A 23,478-nucleotide genomic window follows, 5' to 3' on the forward strand; every position below is an offset into this window, starting at 1 on the left:
CTGCACCGGCCGCGCCATCAAGCGTGTCATTGCCGGCGCCGCCGGTGATCGTATTGGCGAGGCTATTGCCTGTCCCGGCAAAGGCTGCCGTGCCGATATTGGTGAGGTTCTCGACATCGCTGCCAAGCGTATAGCTTGCCAATGTCGTGCGAACCGTGTCGATCCCCGCGTCGGCGGCTTCGGTGACGAGGTCGCCGACATGGTCGACGATATAGGTGTCGTTGCCCGCACCGCCGATCAGGGTATCTGCACCGCCCCCGCCATTCAGCATGTCGTTGCCGGCGCCGCCGGTGATCGTGTTGGCGATCGCGTTGCCGGTGCCGGTGAAGTTGGCGGATCCGGTGTAGGTCAGGTTCTCGACATTGACCAATGCGGCGATCGAATAGGCTGCAAGCGCCGTACGGATTTCGTCGGTGCCGGCGCCGACCGCCTCGTTGATCACGTCGCTGGCACTGTCGACCACATAGATGTCGTTGCCGGCACCACCGTCAAGCGTGTCGTTGCCGACGCCGCCGTCCAGCGTGTCATTGCCGGCGCCGCCGACGATCGTATTGGCGAGCGCATTGCCAGTCCCAGCGAAATCACCAGTGCCGATGAAGATCAGGTTTTCGACATTATTGGTCAAAGCGTAGGAAGAAACCGTCGTCTTGACCAGATCGGCTCCTTCATTCGGCCTTTCAGTGACGAGGTCGCCAACGTTATCGACAATATAGGTGTCGTTGCCCGTTCCGCCAATCAGTATGTCTGCTCCGGCCTTCCCGTCCAGGGTGTCGGCACCTGCCGCGCCCTTGATCGTGTTGGCAAGGTCATTGCCCGTCCCGGTAAAGGCTGCCGTGCCGCTAAAGGTGAGATTGTCGACATTGGCGGCCAGAGTGTAGCTTGTCAGCGCCGTTTGCACCGTATCGATGCCCTCATCGGCGTTTTCGGTAACGACGTCGGACGCGTTGTCAATGATGTAAGTGTCGTTGCCCGTCCCGCCGATCAGCGTGTCGGCGCCGGCGCCGCCGTTCAGCGTGTCATCACCGCCACCGCCCGACAAAATATCGATGGCCGCACCGCCGGTGATGGTGTTGTTGAGGCTGTTGCCAGTGCCGGCAAATGCACCCGAGCCGATTTTGGTGAGGTTCTCAACGTTGGCGCTCAGTGTGTAGCTCGCTGCATACGTCTGAACTGTGTCTATGCCTTCGTCGGCGTTTTCAATGATAGTGTCACCGGCATCGTAAACGACATAAATATCGTTCCCGGTCCCACCGGCAAGCGAGTCATTTCCCCATGTACCATTCAGAGTATCGTTGCCTGCCCCACCGGAGAGCGTATCGTCGCCTAACCCACCAGTGATTACATTGTCGAGGCTATTACCGACACCGGTAAAATTGGCGTTACCTACGAAGGATAGGTTCTCGACATTGGCGATGTCCGCGAGCGAATAAGCCGCAAGATCGGTCCGGATCTTGTCAGTGCCGCCGTCGGCCGCCTCGACCACGACATCGCCGAGACTATCGACCTCATAGGTATCGTCGCCCGCACCACCGATCAGCGTGTCGTCGCCGGCCTCCCCATCAAGCCAATCAGATCCCGTCCCGCCGGTGATCACATTGGCCGCCGCATTGCCTTCACCGATGAACGTGGTGGTGCCGGTGTAGGTCAGGTTTTCGACGTTGGCGCTGAGTGTATAAGAACGCGTCGTCCGGACCGTATCCGTCCCCTCATTGGCATTCTCGATCACGGTGTCACTGGCATTGTCAACGATGTAGATGTCGTCGCCCACCCCGCCCGACAGCTTGTCGATACCAGCGCCGCCGTCCAATGTATCATTGCCGGAATCGCCGGTCAGGGTATCATTTCCGGCGTTGCCCCAGAGCGTATTGTCCGCCTCGTTGCCCGTAACCGTATCGTTGCCGGAGCCGGCCTTAACGTTCTCGATCAACGATGCAACATTGTCTTGATAAAGAAGGGCGTTGAAAATGTTGCCGCGGGCATAACCATTATTCGGACCTCCTCCCAGGTCGGCCAACTGGCCCTGGGAAAAGACCGAGTATCCCCCTGCTCGCAAGTCGATCTTGAGGGCGGTGGTATAAGCGCTCAAATCATAGGTATCGATGCCGCCGCCGTCCCAGATTGTCGCGAAGATTCGGTTGGCAGCGGGCGTGATGGCTGCGACGCCGCTGACATAGGTGATGCCCTGGTTCGGATTCCACTTGTAGACGGTATCGCCACTGTTCGTGGTGTAGTCCGCACCATACATTTCCTGCAGGGCGGCGATGTCGAGCATCATGAAGGTTTGCGGCGCGCCATCATGCTCATACTTGTACCCACTCAAACTGTCCCCCACATACGTGTGGTAGGTCATGATCGTATATTCGAGCGAGTCGTAGGCGTTCGGAACGACCGTCGGATTGGCAACATCCGATTCATGAGCATGTTTCAAGCCGAGAGCGTGACCCAGCTCGTGCGCTAAGGTATGGCCTGCATAATTGCCGAACCTCGGAAAGCGAAGATCATCTTCGGTGCCGGCATATTCCGTCCCGAACCAGACATCGCCTGCCGGCTCGCCGGCATCTGGAGTATAGGCCCATGCCGTCGGAGGCAGCCACGATTGAGCGAACCGCACCGTTGCTGTATCCGCGCTTCCGGCCTCAAAGTTAGCGTTCGTAAACCCCTCTACGGAGAAGCCGTCGTTTGCCGCGCTCCCATAGGACTGCTCCATAAAGAACAAAGCGAGAGACTTCTGCTGCGACGAAATTGAAGAGAAAGAATAGTTTTTCTCGCCACTATAGTCATACGATGACGAGGTCGTGGGAAACGCATAGGTTATCGTTCCGTCCCAGGCGGTGCCGCTGAAGAGCCCGTCAACTTTCTGATCCCCAGTCGAAATGACGTTCTTCGTCGAAGTAATGAGGTCCGTCATAAAATCCCCGTTGCCTATTCCATTGCGGCCGCGCCTAACGCCGATTTCCCTCTGCTCCATTTGAAGAGGAAATTCAACTAAAAGCTTTATTTCTGTTCGAGAAGGTTTTCGATATTGGCGACTTAGCACTTATGAAGCGCTTCCCTCCGCAACCTCTAACAAAAGGCGAGAAGACATATTCGAGGATCCTGTCCTCTGCCCGTCCGAACCTTGGCAATTGCTCGCACGACGGCACTTAAATTGAAGTTACGGTCATGTGCTGAAATTTAGTAAGTCTCCAGACTCATCGGGAAAACGAGGTCCGGATTTTTCGGCACCCCCGAACGTTGTCTCCGCCTGTCTTGCCGCGGGTCGGCTTCGCGGTTCCGATCTTTCGCAATTTTACTTGCGTGAGCGGATCGTTCCCTATCGAGTGGCGGATGTCGCAATTGCGGAGCTCGCTGCCATTGTATGCCGCACATGTAGCTCACGCCGCGGTATGGCACCATACGGACGGGTTGTGCTTCTCAAATGTTCGAGCTTGTGTGGCAAATAAGCAGCAAACTCGCTGTCGGAAGCGTAGGTTTCTTCAGGGCAACCCTCAAAGCCACGGGATGCTGCTTGTCAGAAGGCACGCCTCGTCTGCCGTTCGATGGGTGAAAGTCCGCGCTCTTCGCAAGACAATCAGCCTCGGTCAGGATCATTTACAGATACAGTCAAACGTCTGGACGTTTCGGTCGAAATAAGGCAGCCAGAACGATCTGTCTGATAGGGAGCTAACGTGGGGGAGATGGTACGGTTGGGGGGTCTCGAACCTCCGACCTCAGGTGCCACAAACCTGCGCTCTAACCAACTGAGCTACAACCGCATAAATCACGTTTGACGCGACGGGGGTCACATACGAGGACTTGACGATGAATTCAAGCCCCATTCCTCGTCAATATACAAAAAGGCTGGACGCGAGGTCCAGCCTTTTGTTTCCGGCAGGTCAAACCCGATCAGGCGACCTTGAAGGATGCCATGGCCTTTTCGGCGGCTTCCTTGGAGGGCTTTGCGAGCTTTTCGGCAACCTGCTTGGTGGTTTCCTGCATCGACTTCGCCTGATCGACGGCGAGTTCGGCCTGCTTGCGCAGGAACGAGGTCTGCAGCTCGACGAATTCGGCGACGGACTTGACGCCGAGCAGTGCTTCCATGTGCGAGAGCGAGGTTTCGGCGTTGACGCGCAGTACGTCGATCGCCTTCAGGCCGATCTCGACGGTGCCGGCCTGGGCCGTCTGGACGGTGGCTTCGAGCGTCTTGCCGGCTTCTTCGCCAGCGGTCTTCAGCTTGGCATAGGCGTCTTTCGACTGCTGGGCGCCCTTTTCAGCGAATTCGCGGAAGGATTCAGCCAGCTTGGAGGGATCGAAAGAAGCGATTGAAAAAACGTCATCGGTCTTTATGGTAGCCATGGGTCGCATTCCTTTGGGCTAAGGCAGTTGCTGCCTGTGATCATCGAATGACGTCTATATAGAACATCTAATTGTGCATTGCAACATAAATTGTGCGACGCACAAGTCGTTAACCCTTTCGGCTGAAAGCACCCCGCTGTTCTGGACCGGCATGCGACCTGCAGTTATTAATAAGCTGTTAATTTAGAAGGCCGACAGCGACAAGGTTTGATCATGCCCGCAGTCCAATACCCGTTCATCGATATCGCCGTGCATGCGCGGGTGCGGGAACGTTTTTCACGCGGCGAGGCAATGGTGCTGTTTTCGGCCGATCTTGCCCGACTGCTCTGGGCAAACGGCGCAGGTGCGGAGCTTTTCGGCCATTCGGCGGTCTACGACCTGCTCGACCAGGGAGCCGATCGCACCGACATCACCTTTCGGCAGCTGGAAACGGCGGCGCGTCAGCTCGCCGATGTCGGCGACTACAGAAGCCTGATGATCCGCGTCGCCAAGGGCTTTCAGCGCGTGCAGGTGCAGGCGGCGGCCGAACTGATCCGGCTTTCATCGGGCGAGAAAGCCATTCTGTTTTCCGTGCCGGTGTCGGCAAGGCCGCTGACGGCAGGCGCTGCGGCGGCCCAGATGCTGCAGGGTCTCGATGATCCCGATACGCATATGGCCGTAATCGGCGCCAATGGCGAGGTCATCGCAGCCTCGCCGGGCTTTGCCTCGCTCGCCATATCAGGCGAGACCGCAAAGGCCTTGATCAACCTTGCCGGCGCCCATCCCGACCGCCTGGTGAAGCGTCCGGTCGTCACCGGCAGGGGTTATCTCCCGGCCGCAGTCGGCAGGCTCAGCGACGAGCCGGCGCTCAATCTGCTCTTTGCCGTGGAAACCTCGATCGGTCATCTCGATCCCATCGACGCGCCGGTGGTCGACGCAGTCGATGCACCGCCGCAGGCGGCTGACGCGCCCGCGGGGGAAGAGGGCACGTCGTCATCCGAACTTCCTCCGAAAGAGGCGGCTGCGGCACCCGGTTTCGGCGAGATCGTCGATGCGGTCTCGGGGATCGAAGAGGTCGAGGAGACGCTGGAGGAGATCACCGACGACCGGGAACAACCGGCCGAGGCGGCTCTCACACCCGCAGAGGCAGCGGTCGCCGACGAGAATCCGGCCGCAGACGAAGCCCCGGAGAACGATGACGGCGTGACCGAGAGCCGCATGGATGAGGCCGACGAGCCCGTGGCGCCCTCCGACGAGGCCGCGAGCCATTCCGCCGACGAGACGGCGGAAGCGACCGCGATGGTAGAAACACCTGCCGAAGCCGGCCAAATACCGGTCGATGAGGCGCCGGAAGCCGTCCGCGAAGAGCCGGCCATCGCAACAACTTCAGCTTCCAATGCGCCCCCTGCCCCGTCGCTTGCGCCCGAGCCCGGTTTTGTGTTCAGGCCGAACAGCCGTGCCACCCGCTTCGTCTGGAAGATCGATGCGGAAGGCCGGTTCAACGAGGTCAGCCACGAATTTGCCGAGGCCGTCGGTCCGCATGCATCCGCCATAATCGGCTCCGCCTTCAGCGATATCGCCGCTCTCTTCAATCTCGACCCGGACGGCAAGATTTCCGAGGCCCTTGCGCGCCGCGACACGTGGTCCGGTAAGACGATCCTCTGGCCGGTCGAAGGCACCAGCCTGGTCGTTCCGGTCGATCTCGCCGCACTGCCGACCTATACCCGCAACCGGGACTTCGACGGTTTCCGCGGCTTCGGCGTCGTCAGGCTTTCCGATGCGCAGGAGGATCCGCTGGCGCTCGGCCTGACGCTCGGCCCGAACGGCGTCGGACATGATGCGGCAGGCCTCGGTCCGGCGGCCGACGCTGTCACCGAACCGGCACACGACATCGACGCCGCGCCCGAAGCGGCCCCGGCGGAAACGATCGCGGTGGACGCGATCGAGCACCCGCAGACCGAAGAGACGCCTTTCGAAGCGACCGGAGAAGAGGCCGGCTTCGCGCCGCCCGCCCGGGAGAGCGCCGCCGAAGAGATCCAGGAGAGCACCGGTGAAGCGCCGGCGGCCGATGCCGCAGACGAACCCCCGGCGCTTCGCATCGTGGAAACGCCCAATCGCCGTTCCACCGACAAGGTCGTGCAGCTTCACAGCACAGGCGCCGCATTGACGGCCGCCGAACAGGCGAACTTCCGCGAAATCGCCAAGCGCCTGGAAGCCTTCGGGGCCCGCAGGGAAGAGCCCGACGCCCCGCCGACGGGCACTACCGCCACGGAACCGGCGTCCTTCGAAGAAAGCGCGGCACCCGAAGCCATCACCGGCGAAACGCCCGCCGCCGATACGGCCGACGCCGCTTCGGTCGAGCAGACGGCGCCGCAGGAGGCAATCTTCGAGAACGCGGTCGACCCGCTGCGCGAAGACGCCGCTAAAGAACCCGACGCCATCGCCGAGGACGAGGCGACGGAAGGGCTTGAGGAGACGGTCAGCCAGATCGAGGTTCTCACAAGTTTCATCCCGCCGCGCGTGAAGATGGTTGACGGGCTTTCGGCCGGTACGGTCGACCAATTGCCCGTCGCGGTGCTTATCCATGTCGGCGATGCGCTGATCCATGCAAATCCCGAATTCATGCGGCTGACGGGCTACCACTCGCTCGACGCGCTGCGTGAGGTCGGCGGTATCGAAGCCCTGCTGCAGCGCCGCGAACTTGAGGAAAAGGCAGCCGGTTCCGGCACCATGATGCTCGTCAAGGCCGACGACACGCTGACGCCGGTGACTGCGCGGCTGCAATCGGTGCGCTGGGAAGATGCCAATGCTCTGATGCTGGCGCTGATGCCGGTGGAAGGCAAGGAGGATGGCCGCGGCGACGGCAACAGGTCCGAAGCGCGTCCGGAGCGGATGGTCGAGAAGGTCGCCAAGCTTCAGGTCGAGGTCGAGGAATTGCGCTCGATCTTGGAAACGGCGACCGACGGCGTCGTCGTTATCGGCACCGAGGGCGATATCCGTTCGATGAACCGGTCGGCGAGCGCGCTGTTCAATTACGACGAGCAGGAGACGCGCGGCAAACCCTTCGTCATGCTGTTTGCCCATGAGAGCCAGAAAGCCGTCCTCGACTATCTGAACGGCCTTGCTGGCCACGGCGTGGCAAGCGTGCTGAACGACGGGCGCGAAGTGATCGGCCGCGAAGCCGGCGGCGGCTTCGTGCCGCTGTTCATGACGATGGGCCGGCTCACTTCCTCGAACGGCTATTGTGCCGTCATCCGCGATATCACCCAGTGGAAACGCACCGAGGATGAGCTGCGCAACGCCAAGGGCGCGGCCGAAACCGCCAACGCCCACAAGACCGATTTCCTCGCGCGCGTCAGCCATGAAATCCGCACCCCGCTCAACGCCATCATCGGCTTTTCCGACATGATGGCCGGCGAACGCTTCGGTCCGATCGGCCATCCCCGTTACATCGAATATGCCAACGATATCGGCCGCTCCGGCCGGCATGTCCTCGATATCGTCAACGATCTCCTCGACATTTCGAAGATCGAGGCGGGCGAGATGGATCTCGACTTCGCCGCCGTTGGCCTCAACGAGGCGGTCTCGGAGGCCGTCGCCCTCGTCCAGCCGCAGGCAAACGGCCAGCGCGTCATCATCCGCACGGCGCTGTCGCATTCGGTGCCCGAGGTCGTAGCGGATCTGCGCTCGATCAAGCAGATCGCGCTCAACATCCTGTCGAACGCCATCCGCTTTACCCCGTCGGGCGGACAGATCGTCGTTTCCACCTCCTACGAGGCGAATGGCAGCGTGGTGTTGAGGGTCCGCGATACCGGCATCGGCATGACGCGCGCCGAACTCGACCATGCGATGAAGCCGTTCCGCCAGGTCTCCTCGACACAGTCACGCCATCGCGGCGACGGCACTGGGCTCGGCCTGCCGCTGACCAAGGCGATGGTGGATGCCAACCGGGCGACATTCTCGATCAATTCGGCGCCGAACGAAGGCACGCTCGTCGAGATCACCTTCCCGTCGCAGCGCGTGCTTGCTGGTTGATCTCTATCGACGGGGCGGAGCCACCAGAACGCTGCGCGGCAGCAAAAAAAAGGCAGCCAGAGGCTGCCTTCAAATGGGTGCTGTTCAACAAGAGCTCAGTCGATCAACGTCATGTTTCGTAAGCCCGGAGGCTTCAGGCCGCCTCGTTCATGTGCGGCCCCCAAGTTGTTTCACCTTTGACAAAGGTTTCTTAACGAAAGGTTTCGAGGACAAGGGATTGCTGAATGGTGAAAGCTTGTGGTTTACGATTGCTTATCAGTCCCTCAGTTCGCTCAAATCAGCGAAGAGCCGCAGCGCTTCGGGATTGGCGAGCGCCTCCTGGTTTTTCACCGGCCTGCCGTGCACGACCTCGCGCACCGCAAGCTCGACGATCTTGCCGGATTTGGTGCGGGGTATATCGGCTACCGCGATGATCTTTGCCGGCACGTGGCGCGGCGAGGCGCCGGTGCGAATACGCGTCTTGATCGCCTTGATGAGATCCTCGGTCAGCGTCACACCAGGCGCAAGGCGGACGAAGAGGATGACACGCACATCGTCATCCCACTCCTGGCCGATGCACAGCGCCTCGGCCACCTCGTCCATCTGTTCCACCTGATTGTAGATCTCGGCCGTGCCGATGCGCACACCGCCGGGGTTGAGCGTCGCATCCGAACGGCCATGGATGACGAGACCGCCATGCTCGGTCCATTCGGCAAAATCGCCGTGGCACCAGACATTGTCGAATCGGTCGAAGTAAGCGGCGCGATATTTGGCGCCGTCAGGGTCGTTCCAGAACATGACAGGCATGGAGGGGAAGGCCTTGGTGCAGACGAGTTCGCCCTTCTCGCCGCGCACCGGCTTGCCGTCGTCGTCCCAGACGTCGACCGCAAGACCGAGACCAGGACCCTGGATCTCGCCGCGCCAGACCGGCTGCAGCGGATTGCCGAGCACGAAACAGGAAACGATATCGGTGCCGCCGGAGATCGAGGCGAGTTGAACGTCCTCCTTGATACCCTCATAGACGAAGGTGAAACCCTCGGGTGACAGCGGCGAACCGGTGGAGGTCATCAGCCGGAGGCTGGAGAGATCGTGGCTTTTGCGCGGCGTCAGCCCGCCCTTGCGCACCGCATCGATATATTTTGCCGAGGTGCCGAAAATCGCGAATTTTTCCGCCTCGGCATAGTCGAACAACACATTGCCGTCAGGTGCAAAGGGCGAGCCGTCGAACAGGCAGAGCGTGGCGCCGCTGGCGAGCCCGCTGACCAGCCAGTTCCACATCATCCAGCCGCAGGTGGTGAAGTAGAACAGGTTCTCGCCCGCCTGCAGGCCACAATGCAGCCGGTGCTCCTTGAGATGCTGCAGCAGCGTGCCGCCGGCCGAATGCACGATGCATTTGGGCACACCGGTGGTGCCTGAGGAAAAGAGGATGTAGAGCGGATGGCCGAAGGCAAGCGGCGTAAAGGCGATCTCCTTGGCCTCATAACGCGCAATGAAGGCTTCCAGCGTCGAAGCCCCTGATGTCTTGCCCGCCACCGCCTCGGCATCGCCGGCATAGTGGACGACGATCGTGGGGACAGCGAGGCTTTTCGCCACCGCGGCAACCTTGGGGCCGACATCCTGCAGCTTGCCGGAATACCAATAGGCGTCGCAGGCGATGAAAAGCCGGGGGCCGATCTGGCCGAAGCGGTCGAGCACACCCTGCTCGCCGAAATCGGGAGAACAGGACGACCAGATGGCGCCGATCGAGGCAGCGGCGAGCATGGCGGCGACGGTCTCCGGCATGTTCGGCATCATGGCGGCGATGCGGTCGCCCTTGCCGATGCCGTGTGCCGCGAAGGCCTGCTGCAGCCTCGAGACCAGCGCGCGCAGCCGGTCCCACGACCAACGGTCTTCGGCCTTGTCCTCGCCGCGGAAGATGATGGCGTTGGCCTCGCCGCGGCCGGGCAGCAGGTTTTCGGCGAAATTCAGCGTCGCATCGGGAAAGAAGCGGGCCTCCAGCATGCGGTCGCCGTCGACGAGCACCTCTGCGCCGCGCTCTCCCTTCACGCCGCAGAAATCCCAAACGGTCGACCAGAATTTCTCCCGCTCGGCGACCGACCATGCATGCAGATCGTCGAAGCCCGAAAGCGAAAGCCCGAACTCGGCATTGCAGCGCTCGACGAAGGCATGGATTGGGCTTTTTGCGACCGCCTCGGCCGAGGGCACCCAAAGTGGCTTATTGTCCTTCATTCATTCCTCCTCCCCAATGCCGTCTTTATATCATGCTGCATTGCATTATAAAGTGCGCAACTGTCCGATCCCAAACCTAAACCGCTGGCATAAACCGGATTCATGGGACGCGGCTCGGCTCTTCGTTTTATGATGTCACTGTCCCGGTACCGCTGCACGCTTCCGGGCGACATGCATTGGATTTGCATAGGCCGGATATTTCATATATCGGGCGAAATCAGCGCTTAACCGGTAATCGGCGGAAATCATGGCTACGTCTAGACATCGCAGGTGGCGCAGGAAGATCGGGCCCGTTTCGCGCTGGCTTCCGGCCTTTGCCCGCATGTCGACACTGCTTCTGCTCATTGCGCTTGCACTGTTCGTGGCCCTCAGGGTCGCGGCGCCCTATCTCATCACGACGGGTTTCGTGCGCTCCGGCATCGAGGATGCGCTGTCGAAATGGACGGGCTACCATGCCGAGATCAAGGGCACTCCGGTTCTCGAATTCTGGCCGACGCCGCGCATCACGCTGACCCAGGTCACCATCCGCCAGCCGCGCGAAAGCGGCGACAAGCTGCTTGGCAGCATTGAAAGCCTGTCGGCCGATTTCAGCCTCATCGATGCGCTGAGAGGCCGGACGAGTTTCCACGAATTCCGTCTGCTGCGGCCCAACCTGGCGCTGACGCGTGACGAGAACGGCCTGATCGACTGGAGTTACGCCGGCCAGCTTGCGCGCGCGATCAGCGGTGTGCGCTACGAAAACGGGGCTGAGGTGCTCGACCCCGCTCTCGATGCCGAGATCGGTGCGGTGACCGTCGAGGACGGCACGCTTGCCGTCACCGACGTCAAGAGCGCCAAGACTTACAATTTCGACAGCGTCACGGCCGACATCGGCTGGCCACGGCTCTCGGGCGCGATCTCGGCTGTCGTGATCGCCCGTATCAACGGCGTGGATCTGAAGGTGGATTTCGCCTCGCGCCAGCCGCTGCTTGCCTTTGCCGGCAAGAGCGCCGAGACGCGGACATCGCTGACGTCAAACCTGCTGACGGCCCGTTTTCAGGGGATCGCCAGCATCACCAGCCTTTCGTCGCTTTCCGGCAACATCGCCGTCAGCATTCCCGATGTGCCGGCGTTTCTGACATGGTCGGGCAGATCGCTCCCCGGCGTCGGCACGCTGAAGAGCGCCTCGCTGGAATCCGACATCATGTCGTCGGGCAGCGGGCTCCGTTTCAACGATCTCAGCCTGTCGCTGAACGAGGCGAGCGCTACCGGCGTGATGGACCTTTCGACTAGGGCCGGCAGACGGCCGAAGATCGGCGGAACGCTCGCCTTCGACCAGATGAACCTGAAGCCGTTCCTCGACGCTTTCGCGCTGAGACTGGCGGCCGGCGAGGCGGAGGGAATCTCCACCGGCATCGGCGAACCGCTGCAGTTGCTCGATGTCGACGTCAGGCTTTCGGCGCGGCGCGCCGAGATGGGCCGCTTCGAGCTTTCCGATGTCGGCGCCAGCATGATCGTCACCGGCGGCGAGGCGAAATTCGATATCGGCGACAGCGGCTTCGAAGGCGGCGAAATGACGGCGCATCTGGAGGCGACGCGGCGTGACTTCGACGGCGGCGGCAAACTGCAGCTGTCGATCCGCGATGCCGACTTCGCCGGCCTTGCCGAGCGTCTGCAGCTCAAAGGACCGCTGCCGCTTGCGACGGGATCGCTCGATCTCGACCTGCAGTCGTCGAAGGCGATCTGGACGGCCGGTCTTGCCGACGTCACCGGCAAACTGCATTTCTGGACGAGGGAAGGCACGATTCCCGGCGTCGACACCGGCGCGCTCAGGACGCAGGCCGCCGAAAAGCCGTTCTTTCCGCTGAGTGCCGCAGCAGGCGGCGCCTTCGCCTTCAACCAATTGGACCTTCAAGCCGATTTCGCCAACGGCTCTGCCGAAATCCATGACGCCCATGTCGTCGGGCCGACGCAGACGCTGGCGCTTTCCGGCGTGATTACCTATCAGTCGAACGGGCTGGCGCTTTCCGGTTCGCTGGAGGCGACCGATCCGGCCAAGGCGGCAGAGCTGCCGCTTCTGCCGTTCTTCGTCGGCGGCTCTTGGCCGAACCCGGTGATCTCGCCGGTTCCGCTTTTTGGCGGCACGCCCCACGCCCAATAAAGAGCCCTGCGTCCAATAGGGCATGCCGCTCAGGCGCCGGCGGCAGCCGCCCGCTCGTCGCGCTCGCGCTGCACTTCTCGCCGCTTGGTGATCACGGATGCACAGATAACACCGACCGCGACGATGGCGATCAGGATCGTGCAGATCGCGTTGATCTCGGGCGTCACCCCAAGGCGCACCTGGCTATAGATCTTCATCGGCAGCGTGGTTGCGCCGGGGCCGGAGGTAAAGCTTGCAATCACGAGGTCGTCGAGCGACAGCGTGAAAGCCAGGATCCAGCCCGAAAACACCGCGGGCGAGATGATCGGCAGCGTGATCTCGAAGAAGGTCCGCACCGGCGGCGCCCCCAGATCCTGGGCGGCTTCCTCGATCGACTGATCGAAACTCAAGAGCCGTGATTGCACGACGACGGCGACGAAGCACATGGTCAGCGTCGTATGCGCCAGCGTGATCGTCCAGAAGCCTCGGTCGAAGCCTATCGCCACAAAGAGCAGCAGCAGCGACAGACCGGTGATGACTTCGGGCATGACGAGCGGCGCATAGACCATGCCGGAAAAAAGCATGCGGCCGCGGAAGCGGGTATAGCGCACCAGCGTCAGCGCCGCCATCGTGCCGAGGATGGTCGCGAAGGTGGCCGACAGCAGACCGACACGGATCGTCACCCAGGCGGCATCGAGCAGGGCCTGGTTCGAGAGCAGCGAGACATACCATTTGGTGGAGAAGCCGCCCCAGACGGTCACGAGTTTCGATTCGTTGAAGGAAAAGACCACCAGCAGCACGATCGGCAGATAAAGGAAGGCAAAGCCGAGCACGACGGAGATGACATTGAAACGGGTCCATCTCAGCATGGCTTATTTCCCCCGCTCTTCGGCCTTGGCCTGCGCATTCTGGAAGAAGACGATCGGGATCACCAGGATCATGAGCAGGATGGTTGCGACCGCCGAGGAGACCGGCCAGTCTCTGTTGGCGTTGAATTCGTTCCAGAGCGTCTTGCCGATCATCAGCGTCTGCGAACCGCCGAGAAGATCGGGAATGACGAACTCGCCAACGGCAGGGATGAAGACCAGCATGCAGCCGGCAATCACGCCGGGGATCGACAGCGGGAAGGTGACGCGCCAGAAGGCCCGGATCGGCGTGCAGCCGAGATCCTGCGCTGCCTCGATCAGCGTGCCGTCCATCTTTTCGAGCGCCGAATAGAGCGGCAGCACCATGAAGGGCAGATAGGAATAGATGATGCCGATGTAGACGGCGGTGGTGGTATTAAGAATGATCAATGGGCTGTCGATCACATGCAGCGACAGGAGAAGCTGGTTCAGCAGCCCTTCGGGTTTCAGGATGGCGATCCAGGCGTAGACGCGGATCAGGAAGCTCGTCCAGAACGGCAGGATGACGAGCATCAAAAGCGTCGGGCGGATGCGCCGCGGGGCCTGCGCCATGCCATAGGCGATCGGATAGGCGATCAGCAGCATCAGGAAGGTCGAGACCGCCGCAATGATGACGCTCGAGAGATAAGCGTTGAAGTAGAGCGGGTCGTCTATGAGGTAGCTATAATTGTCGACGGAGAAAGTCGCGACCTTGCTCCAGAAACCACTCCAGCCATCGGCAAAGGAGAAGACCGGATCATAGGGCGGAATGGCGATCGCCGTCGTCGACAGGGAAATGCGAAAGACGATGAAGAACGGCGCCAGAAAGAAGAGCAGCAGCCAGGCATAGGGGATGATGATGACGAGGCGGTTGTAAAGGCGCGATGCCAGCGTTTCCATGATCTCAATCCTTCAGCAGCACGCCGCCATTCTCATCGAAGGAGACCCAGACCTCCTGATCATAGGTGAAAGGGTCTTCGACGGAACGCTGCGCGTTGAGGGAAGAGGCTCTGACGAATTTGCCGCCCGGCAGCTTAATGTGGAAGACGGTCATGTCGCCGAGATAGGCGATATCCCAGATCTCGCCCTTGGCGGCATTGACCGAGGCGTTCGCGGGGGCCGTGCGCGTCACGCGAATCTTTTCCGGGCGGATAGCAAAACCGACCGTGGTGCCGGTCGCCGGCGCCTCCGTGGCGCCAGTCCGGATCGTCAGGCCGCTTTCGACTGATATCTCGACCGCCCCGCTTCCTGACGTCGTCACCTTGCCGTCGAAGATATTCACGTCGCCGATGAAGTCCGCGACGAAGCGGCAATTCGGCGCCTCGTAGATTTCGCCCGGCGTTGCCACCTGCACGACCTGGCCGTGGCTCATGACCGCGATGCGGTCGGCCATGGTCATGGCCTCTTCCTGATCATGGGTGACCACAACGAAGGTGAGGCCGAGCGTCTGCTGCAGGTCCATCAGTTCGAACTGGGTTTCCTCGCGCAGCTTCTTGTCGAGCGCGCCGAGCGGTTCATCGAGCAGCAGCACTTTCGGGCGTTTGGCGAGCGAGCGGGCGAGCGCGACGCGCTGGCGCTGGCCGCCGGAGAGCTGGTTCGGTTTGCGTGAGGCAAACTGCTCGAGCTTTACGAGCTTCAGCATCTGCGTCACACGCTCGACCATTTCGTCCTTCGGCATGCCGTCCTGCTTGAGGCCGAAGGCGATATTCTTCTCGACGGTCATATGCGGAAAAAGCGCGTAGGACTGGAACATCATATTGACCGGCCGCTTGTAGGGCGGCGTGCCGGCGAGGTCGGTGCCATCGAGGATGATTTCGCCCGAGCTCGGCTGCTCGAAGCCGGCGAGCATGCGTAGAAGCGTCGACTTGCCGCAGCCGGAGGCGCCGAGCAGAGCAAAGAACTCGCGATGATAAATGTTCAGTGACAGATCATCGACAGCGGTGAAATTGCCGAAACGCTTGGTGACATTCTTGAAAGCTATGAAAGGTTTTGCAGAAGGATCGGTCCAGGGTGCGAAGGCGCGGCGGATATTGCCCAAAGATTTCATCATATTCCCCGAGAATAAGTTTTCAGCCGGCCTCCACCCCGGGCCGGTAATTGAAAGGCCCGGACGTTTCCGTCCGGGCCTGGCACCAACCTACTGGCCGGTCACGACCTTCGTCCAGATCCGCGTCGCCGTGCGTTGGGTCTTCGGATCCCACGGCTTGACCGTGAACAGGTTCTTCATCACCTCGTCGGTCGGATAGACGGCCGGATCTTCCAGCACTTCCTTGCTGACGAACTGCTGCGAGGCCTTGTTGCCGTTGGCATAGAAGGTGTGGTCGCTCGCCTTGGCGATGACCTCGGGCTTCATCAGGTAGTTCAGGAATTCGTGCGCCTCGGCCACATGCTTGGCATCGGCCGGGATTGCCATCATGTCGAACCACATCTGGGCGCCCTGCACGGGGATCGAATAGTTGACCTCGACGCCGTTCTTGGCCTCGGCCGCGCGGTCGCGGGCCTGCAGCATGTCGCCGGAATAGCCGAAGGCGATGCAGATATCGCCATTGGCAAGGGCGTTGATATATTCGGAGGAGTGGAACTTGCGGATATAGGGGCGCACCGCCGTCAGCAATTCCTCGACCTTCTTGAAATCTTCGGGCTTGGTCGAGTTCGGATCGAGGCCGAGATAACGCAGCGCCGTGGTCATCACGTCCTTCGGCGTGTCGAGCACGTAGATGCCGCAATCCTTGAACTTCTCGGCCACCTTCGGGTCGAAGATCACTTCGAGACCTGGCTTGGCATCAGGCCCGAGGATTTCTGCGACCTTCTTGACGTTATAGCCGATCCCGTCGGTACCCCACATGTAGTCGACAGCGTATTGGTTGCCCGGATCGTAGGCAGCGGTGCGCTCCTGGATCACATCCCACATGTTGGAAAGGTTCGGCAGCTTGGATTTGTCGAGTTTCTGGAAGACGCCCGCCTGGATCTGACGCTGCAGGAAGTCGGCCGTGGGAACGACGACGTCATAACCGGTGCCGCCGGCAAGCAGCTTGGTTTCGACGGTCTCATTGGAATCGAAAGTGTCGTAGACGACCTTGATGCCGGTTTCCTTGGTGAAATCGGCAAGGATGCTGTCGTCGATATAATCCGACCAGTTGTAGACGTTAACGACGCGTTCCTGCGCAACGGCCGGCGCGGCGGCGAGAAGCGCGGCAATGGCTGCGGCCGTCACGGTTGCGATGGTTGACCTCATGATTTCTCCTGTTTGTTCGAAGAGCCCGCATCCCGCGAACATCTTTTCCCTCTGGTTTTGTCCGCAGACTAAGAAGGAATTTCTAAGCCCACAAGCGCAAAAACTGCGCCTTCAATCATTTCACAATCACTGGAAGTCGAAGGCGCTGAGACCCGCCACCATCTCGTCGAGCCCGAGCGGCCGCGTTACCGGCGGCTCGGCGCGGGAAAGGCAGCCGCGCCGCTCGCAGAGACGACAGACCGGGCCGATTGCAACCGGATCGAGCGCCGCCGCCTGCCCGTAGACCACGCCGTCTGCAAGAGCGGCATCGCAGCCGACCAGGATCGCGGTGCGTCTGATTCTTTCGCCGAATTCGACGCTCGGCCCCTCCAGGGTGCGCGCGACCGTCAGGAAGGACGCGCCATCCGGCATGACCACCGTCTCGGCAAGAATCTGGCCCGGCTGCAGGAAGGCGGCGTGGATATTGAGCTTCGGACAGCCGCCGCCGAAACGGGCCTGCGGAAAGCCTTGGGCGCCAGCTCGCCGCAGCCGATGGCCGGCCGCATCGATCTCGATTAGGAAGAAGGGGATTGCTGCCGCGCCAGGTCGCTGCAGCATCGTCAGACGCGTTGCCGCATGGCCGAAGGAGACGCCGAAACGCGCCCGAAGAATATCGATGTCGTAACGCGTCGCCTTGGCTGCCGAAAGGAAGGCTTCATAGGGCATGGCCAGCGCCAGTGCCGCAATGCGGGCAAACTCGAAGCGGGCGATGCGGCGCGCCTCGGCGGAGGAAAGTTGGAGATCGTCGAGCTCGGCATCGATGGCCGGCAGCAAGGCAAGGGTCGCTGCCTCGACCGCTATCTCATGCGCACGATCGGCCGGCGACAGGCGTTCCGAAATGAAAAGTCGCATCGAATGGCGATCGAAACGGCGGCGCAGATCCGGCATGACGTGCACGGGTAAGACGCGCACCGCAATGCCGCGTTCGGCGCGCAGCCAGTCCTTCAGTCCCGCCGCAAGATCGAGGCCGCCGGGCACCGTCGCAGCAAAGGCTTCCGCCGCTGCCTCGATCCGTCCGAAATAGCCGGATCGGCGCTCCAGCGCCTCGCGCAGCTCGTCCAGCGGCAGTCGGCCGGCGGCAACGGGCGCATGCCCCTCGGCCGCCATCAGCACTGTCAGATCGGATAGCCGCGCGGCCTGTTCGCGGTAGGCACGATAAAGCTTGATCATGCCGCTTGCGGCATTCGGCGCCGCTTCAGCCACCTCCACCAGTTCCTGGTCACCGGGCAGTTCGCCTGATAGCAACGGGTCGGCGAAGACCTCCTTCAGCTGACCGAGACTGCCGCCGGTCTGTCCCCGCAACTCCTCCAGATCGATCCGGTAGACGGCCGCAAGCTTCAGGAGCAGCTGAACCGTCAACGGCCGCTGGTTGCGTTCGATCAGGTTCAGGTAGGAAGGCGAAATCTCCAGCGCCTCGGCCATGGCGGTCTGCGTCAGCGCCAGCGCATTGCGAATGCGCCGCAGTTTAGGGCCTGCGAAGATCTTCCGTTCCGCCATGTCACACCTTTGACAAAGAACAGGGGCGCTTAATTTACAAAACTTTACAACTTCACAGCGCCCCTCTGTCAATCCTCGTCATCTTAACCTTTTTCTGGTCCGAAAATCAAAGGTTTTTCTGGCCAGAACGGCGCAAATTGTCAATCTTGTCATTCATTCAAGCAATGACGATTTTCAGTGAGGAAAGCCCGCATGACCGATTTTTACAAGTTTGTCCGAAATGCGCCAGCAGGCCGCTTTGACGGTATCGAACGGCCCTATTCCGCCGCTGACGTGGAGCGGCTGAGAGGCTCGGTGGCGCTCAGCCATACGCTCGCCGAAATGGGGGCGGATCGCTTGTGGCAGCTCATTCATCAGGAAGACTTCGTCAATGCGCTCGGCGCGCTCTCCGGCAACCAGGCCATGCAGATGGTGCGCGCCGGGCTGAAGGCGATCTATCTCTCCGGCTGGCAGGTGGCGGCCGACGCCAATACCGCATCGTCGATGTATCCCGACCAGTCGCTTTATCCCGCCAATGCCGGGCCGGAACTCGCCAAGCGCATCAATCGCACGCTGCAGCGCGCCGATCAGATCGAGACCGCAGAGGGCAACGGCCTTTCCGTCGAGACCTGGTTTGCACCGATCGTTGCCGATGCGGAAGCCGGTTTCGGTGGGCCGCTCAACGCCTTCGAGATCATGAAGGCCTATATCGAGGCGGGTGCGGCAGGCGTCCATTTCGAGGACCAGCTCGCTTCGGAGAAGAAATGCGGCCATCTCGGCGGCAAGGTGCTGATCCCGACGGCCGCTCATATCCGCAATCTCGACGCCGCCCGGCTTGCCGCCGACGTTATGGGCGTGGCGACGCTGGTCATCGCCCGCACCGATGCGGAGGCAGCAAAACTGCTGACGTCTGACATCGATGAGCGCGACCAGCCCTTCGTCGACTATGATGCCGGGCGCACGGTCGAAGGCTTCTACCAGGTCAGAAACGGCATCGAGCCCTGCATCGCCCGTGCCGTCGCCTATGCGCCGCATTGTGACCTGATCTGGTGCGAGACCTCGAAGCCGGATCTGGAGCAGGCGCGCCGTTTTGCCGAGGGCGTACACAAGGTCCATCCCGGCAAGCTGCTTGCCTATAATTGCTCGCCGTCGTTCAACTGGAAGAAAAACCTCGACCAGGCGACGATCGCAAAGTTCCAGCGCGAGCTCGGCGCGATGGGCTACAAGTTCCAGTTCATCACGCTCGCCGGCTTCCACCAGCTGAACTATGGCATGTACGAGCTGGCGCGCGGCTACAAGCAGCGGCAGATGTCGGCCTATTCCGAGCTGCAGCAGGCCGAATTCGCTGCAGAGGCGAACGGCTATACCGCCACCAAGCATCAGCGCGAGGTCGGCACCGGCTATTTCGACGCCGTGTCGCTCGCCATCACCGGCGGCCGGTCTTCGACCACCGCCATGCACGATTCAACCGAACATGCGCAGTTCAAACCGGCTGCGGAATGAGCAGAAGAGGAGGATAAGATCATGGCATCCATCGCACGCGTCCGGGAACGGGCCGAAGAGCAGGCATCGAGCATGAGCGAGGATCAGCAGACGACGATCCGCATGCTCGCCAACGACCTGCATCGGCTGAACCAATCCGTCATGAAGGCCGTCGAGGCCGGCGTTTCGGTCGAACTGGTGCGCTCGGCCCGTCACCACGGCGGCGACGGCAACTGGGGCGACCTGTTGATCCCGGTCGTCGTCACCAACCGGCACTAACGAAATAGGCGGCAGCCCGGGCACACCGCTCTGTCTGACCTCGATCACAGCGTCCGCGCCTCGAAAGAATACGCGGACGCGTTTCAGTCTTCCGCCGTCGGCCTCAGCCGCGGCTCGGTCGCTTGCCGGCGAAGAGATCGGCATAGCTTCGGATGAGCTTGGTCATGCGGTCGGCGACCGTCCGGATCTCCGGACGGTGCCGGTCTTCGGCATTCATGACGATCCACTGGCGGTGACGCAGTTCCGGCAATTCGCCGCCCTGGCGCTGCAATTCAGGATGAAGATCGCCGACGAAACAGGGAAGCACTGTTTTGCCGCCGCCGGCGCGCACCAGGTCCGGCAGTGAACGCGGACGGTTGACGGTGGCGACAATTCCGGCCGCAGCGTGGCTATGCGGCCAGCGCAGATAGGCTGAGATCGCCTCCTCCTCGCCGACCGCTATCCAGCGCTCGTCCGGCTCGGCGGCGTTGCGCCTGCTATAGACCGCATAGGCCACCTCCCCGAGCTGGCGGGCAGCAAGATTGCCCTCCTCCGGCTCGAAGGCGCGAATGCCGATATCGCTCTCGCGATAAGCAAGGCTTGCCCGCGCCTCGCCGATGGTAAGCGCAATGGCGAAGGCATCGCCCGGCATGCGGATGGCGGCGAAATTCTCCGTCAACAGCCAGGCGACCCAGGTGCCGGCGGTAATCCTGACTGTCGTGCCGCCCTCACCCGATTGCCGCCAGGCTTCCACCTTGCGGGCGGCGGCTTCCATCTCCTGAAGGTGATCGAGCAACACCTGGCCATCCCCAGTCAGGCGATATCCCGTCTGGCTGCGCGAAAACAATGCGCGGCCGACTTCCTGTTCGAGATCGAGCATGCGCCGGCCGATGGTCGCCGGGCTGAGCCCGCTTGCGGCACTGGCTCCCGTCAAGCCGCCGAGCCGGGCGACCTGCAGGAAAAGCTGATAGGAATCCCAGTTCGCGTTTTTCATCGGTGAAAAACATAGCGTGTATTTGCCTGTTTATGAAGAGAAATTCGATGCTTAAATTTAGGGATGTCTTCGAGTAGGAAAGGACATCCCATGTTCGATATGATCACCATCGCTGGCGTCCACGGTTACCGGCACTCCTGCAAGCCAAGCGGCTCCAAGGCAGATGAAGACCGGTTCTATGCCGAGTTCGGAGACAGCAGCATCGTTCGCTTTGCAGCCTGGCTGACCTCGCTCGACCTCATGCTCAAGCGCGCAGTGTCAAAAGGAAGGCGCCGCAAAGATGCGGCGCAATCCTGCGGCAGTCGCGGCCGGGTTCCTCAGGCGACTTTCCTTGCGCCGCGGTGAGCGGCGGTGGGCTCGGCGCCAATGCGGAAGCGTTCGATCAGCGCCATCAGCGTATCGGCCTCGCCGGCAAGCAGCCGGCTTGCCTGCGTCGTCTCGGCAACCATCGACGCGTTCTTCTGGGTCATCTGATCCATGGCGTTCACGGAACCATTGACTTCTTGCAGCGCGGCCGACTGATCGCGGCTCGCGGTGGCGATGGTCTCGACATGGCCGCTGATCGCGATGATCTCCTGGCTGATCGAGGCAAGAACGCTGCCGGTCTTCTGGACCAACTCGGAGCCCGCCGTCACCTCACGGCTCGACGTCTCGATCAGCGACTTGATCTCGCGCGCCGCATCGGCCGAGCGCTGGGCGAGCTCGCGGACCTCCTGGGCGACGACGGCAAAGCCCTTGCCGGCCTCGCCGGCCCGCGCCGCCTCGATGCCGGCATTCAGCGCCAGAAGATTGGTCTGGAAGGCTATGTCGTCGATCACCTCGATAATCTGCTCGATACGCTGCGAGGCTCCTTCAATACGCTCCATAGCGGCGACGGCATCGCCGACCACGGTGCCGGAATTGTCGGCCGTCTTCTTGGTCGCGGCGACGACGCTGTTGGCTTCGCGGGCACGCTCGGCGGAGGAGCGAACCGTCACGGTAATCTCCTCTACCGCGGCGGCGGTCTCCTCCAGGCTCGCCGCCTGCGCCTCGGTGCGCTTCGACAGCTCACCCGCGGAGGCCGAAACGGCGCCGCTGTTGCGCTGGATCGTCGAGGCGCTGTCGCGGATGCCGGAGAGCGTATCCTGGAGCCGCAGCAGTGATGCGTTGAAATCGACGCGCAGCTGTTCCAGCCGGCCGATAAAGGGCGTGCCGATCGTTTGCGAGACATCTCCTTGGGACAGGCGCCCGAGACCCGCCGCAAGCTGGCTGACGGCAAAATCGATCTGGCTGTCGAGCGCGCGCTTGTCGGCATCGTTGCGGGCGCGTTCGGCATCACTCAAGGCACGCTGTTCGGCCGCCTGCGTTTCCAGATCGCGCCTGGCGCGGGCGCTGTCGCGGAAGAGCGCCAGGGCCCGGCCGATTTCACCGAACTCATTCTGCTTCTCGGCGCATGGAATATCTCCCTCGAGATTACCCGAAGAGATCGAGTGAACGCTCGCGGTCAGCGCCTGCAGAGGCCGCACCGACAGGCGGATCGTATAATAGGCGAGAACGCCGACGAGCAGCATGACAATGAGGCCGACGCCGAGAACCAGCATCTGCAGCTCATTCAGGCGTTCGTAGTAGACTTCCATCGGGATGCCGATGAAGAGAAGGCCGACATTGGCGTTCGATGCACTCTTGATCGGGAAATAACCAGTCATGAAGTTGCGGCCGAAAAGTTGCGCCGGGCCATAATAGGCCTCGCCCTTGGCGAGAACCGGCTGGGCGGGATGATCGGCGGCGAGCTTGGTGCCGACCGCGCGCTCACCGTTTTCCTTCTTGAGATTGGTCGAGATGCGGACATAGTCGCCGCCCTGCTTCTGGAAGATCGTAGCAACGCCGGCAATCGTTTGCGCCGTCCGGTCGACCAGCGAGTGATCGGCAAGCGCCGGAATGGCGTCTTCCGTGACGGCGGCCAGTTGATTGTCCTTCAGCTCCATCTTTGCCGCTGGATCGGCAGCACCATAGAGGACGGCCATCGCGCGGGTCGCGTCCCTGGCGTCCGAGACGGCCCCGTCCATTACATGGCGGCTCAGATTGTAATAGGTCACGCCGACGATGGCGGCCGTGCTGATCGCCAGCAGAAACAGCGTGATCGCAACGATCTGGCGGATGATAGATGTAGAGAAAAGGCGCAGCATCGAAACCCCCGGCGGCAACGAGGCTAAATTAAAGGAAAAGCATTAAGGAAAATTTTCCGTAAATCTGGGGTGGCCGAGATATTCACCCCCCGGTTCGCCGGTATTTCGAACCGGCCTGATGCGAGCGTCTCGAAGCCCTCGAGCCTGCCAAAGCGGCCGATCGGGGCTTGAGGGAATCGGCATAGGGGGCGATCGATGTGATCGCACCCCTGCCACACCACCCGGCATGCGGGTCCGCACCGGGCGGTTCGAGAGATTGAGGTTTACGC

15 protein-coding genes and 1 tRNA gene are annotated in these 23,478 nt (G+C 61.6%); 5 read left to right on the forward strand and 11 right to left on the reverse strand.

Going from position 1 to position 23,478, the window contains the following annotated elements; all coding sequences use genetic code 11:
• From GGD53_RS32325 to GGD53_RS26895, 3 genes are all read right to left on the reverse strand, one after another.
• The coding region (locus tag GGD53_RS32325; RefSeq protein ID WP_432443426.1) for a M10 family metallopeptidase C-terminal domain-containing protein at nucleotides 1–2,908 on the reverse strand (2,908 nt) is incomplete at its 3' end.
• Between the two features lie 770 nt (nucleotides 2,909–3,678).
• Nucleotides 3,679–3,755 (reverse strand) — tRNA-His (locus GGD53_RS26890).
• Nucleotides 3,756–3,885: 130 nt separating this feature from the next.
• Entirely contained in the window at nucleotides 3,886–4,335 is a 450-nt protein-coding gene (locus GGD53_RS26895) for a phasin (RefSeq protein WP_184459777.1), read from the reverse strand.
• Between the two features lie 213 nt (nucleotides 4,336–4,548).
• Here GGD53_RS26895 and GGD53_RS26900 point away from each other — a divergent pair, with 213 nt between their 5' ends.
• Nucleotides 4,549–8,349, forward strand: coding sequence for a sensor histidine kinase (locus GGD53_RS26900; protein ID WP_184459778.1), 3,801 nt, complete (start codon nucleotides 4,549–4,551; stop codon nucleotides 8,347–8,349).
• A gap of 255 nt (nucleotides 8,350–8,604) precedes the next feature.
• Here GGD53_RS26900 and GGD53_RS26905 read toward each other — a convergent pair whose 3' ends face one another.
• Nucleotides 8,605–10,557 carry an acetoacetate--CoA ligase gene (locus tag GGD53_RS26905; RefSeq protein ID WP_184459779.1) on the reverse strand — a complete coding sequence of 651 codons (1,953 nt, stop codon included), beginning with the start codon at nucleotides 10,555–10,557 and terminating at the stop codon, nucleotides 8,605–8,607.
• Between the two features lie 247 nt (nucleotides 10,558–10,804).
• Between GGD53_RS26905 and GGD53_RS26910 the strand changes: the two genes are divergently transcribed.
• A complete protein-coding gene (locus tag GGD53_RS26910; RefSeq protein WP_184459780.1) occupies nucleotides 10,805–12,697 on the forward strand; it encodes an AsmA family protein in 1,893 nt (630 codons plus the stop codon).
• A 29-nt stretch (nucleotides 12,698–12,726) separates the two neighbouring features.
• Here GGD53_RS26910 and GGD53_RS26915 read toward each other — a convergent pair whose 3' ends face one another.
• The 5 genes from GGD53_RS26915 to GGD53_RS26935 form a co-directional block, all read right to left on the reverse strand.
• A complete protein-coding gene (locus GGD53_RS26915) occupies nucleotides 12,727–13,545 on the reverse strand; it encodes an ABC transporter permease (protein ID WP_184459781.1) in 819 nt (272 codons plus the stop codon).
• A 3-nt stretch (nucleotides 13,546–13,548) separates the two neighbouring features.
• Nucleotides 13,549–14,460, reverse strand: coding sequence for an ABC transporter permease subunit (locus GGD53_RS26920; protein WP_184459782.1), 912 nt, complete (start codon nucleotides 14,458–14,460; stop codon nucleotides 13,549–13,551).
• Between the two features lie 4 nt (nucleotides 14,461–14,464).
• On the reverse strand, nucleotides 14,465–15,607 hold the full coding sequence (locus GGD53_RS26925) for an ABC transporter ATP-binding protein (protein WP_184459791.1): 1,143 nt from the start codon (nucleotides 15,605–15,607) through the stop codon (nucleotides 14,465–14,467).
• A gap of 90 nt (nucleotides 15,608–15,697) precedes the next feature.
• Nucleotides 15,698–16,795, reverse strand: coding sequence for a polyamine ABC transporter substrate-binding protein (locus tag GGD53_RS26930; RefSeq protein WP_184459783.1), 1,098 nt, complete (start codon nucleotides 16,793–16,795; stop codon nucleotides 15,698–15,700).
• A 126-nt stretch (nucleotides 16,796–16,921) separates the two neighbouring features.
• Nucleotides 16,922–18,331, reverse strand: a complete 1,410-nt coding sequence (locus GGD53_RS26935; RefSeq protein WP_184459784.1) for a helix-turn-helix domain-containing protein — start codon at nucleotides 18,329–18,331, stop codon at nucleotides 16,922–16,924.
• Between the two features lie 192 nt (nucleotides 18,332–18,523).
• Between GGD53_RS26935 and aceA the strand changes: the two genes are divergently transcribed.
• On the forward strand, nucleotides 18,524–19,813 hold the full coding sequence (gene aceA, locus GGD53_RS26940; protein ID WP_184459785.1) for an isocitrate lyase: 1,290 nt from the start codon (nucleotides 18,524–18,526) through the stop codon (nucleotides 19,811–19,813).
• A gap of 21 nt (nucleotides 19,814–19,834) precedes the next feature.
• Entirely contained in the window at nucleotides 19,835–20,071 is a 237-nt protein-coding gene (locus tag GGD53_RS26945; RefSeq protein WP_064800722.1) for an SMc00767 family acetate metabolism repressor, read from the forward strand.
• Between the two features lie 103 nt (nucleotides 20,072–20,174).
• On the opposite strand, the gene GGD53_RS26950 is transcribed toward GGD53_RS26945, so the two are convergent.
• A complete protein-coding gene (locus GGD53_RS26950) occupies nucleotides 20,175–21,044 on the reverse strand; it encodes a LysR family transcriptional regulator (RefSeq protein ID WP_184459786.1) in 870 nt (289 codons plus the stop codon).
• Nucleotides 21,045–21,134: 90 nt separating this feature from the next.
• Between GGD53_RS26950 and GGD53_RS26955 the strand changes: the two genes are divergently transcribed.
• Complete coding sequence (locus GGD53_RS26955; protein ID WP_184459787.1) at nucleotides 21,135–21,389, forward strand: hypothetical protein; 255 nt, start codon at nucleotides 21,135–21,137, stop codon at nucleotides 21,387–21,389.
• Here the strand turns inward: GGD53_RS26955 and GGD53_RS26960 are convergent.
• Nucleotides 21,362–23,209 carry a methyl-accepting chemotaxis protein gene (locus GGD53_RS26960; RefSeq protein WP_184459788.1) on the reverse strand — a complete coding sequence of 616 codons (1,848 nt, stop codon included), beginning with the start codon at nucleotides 23,207–23,209 and terminating at the stop codon, nucleotides 21,362–21,364. The genes GGD53_RS26955 and GGD53_RS26960 overlap by 28 nt on opposite strands.
• Nucleotides 23,210–23,478: the final 269 nt, after the last annotated feature.

The organism is Rhizobium aethiopicum, from assembly GCF_014197535.1.
GTDB classification, from domain to species: domain Bacteria; phylum Pseudomonadota; class Alphaproteobacteria; order Rhizobiales; family Rhizobiaceae; genus Rhizobium; species Rhizobium aethiopicum_A.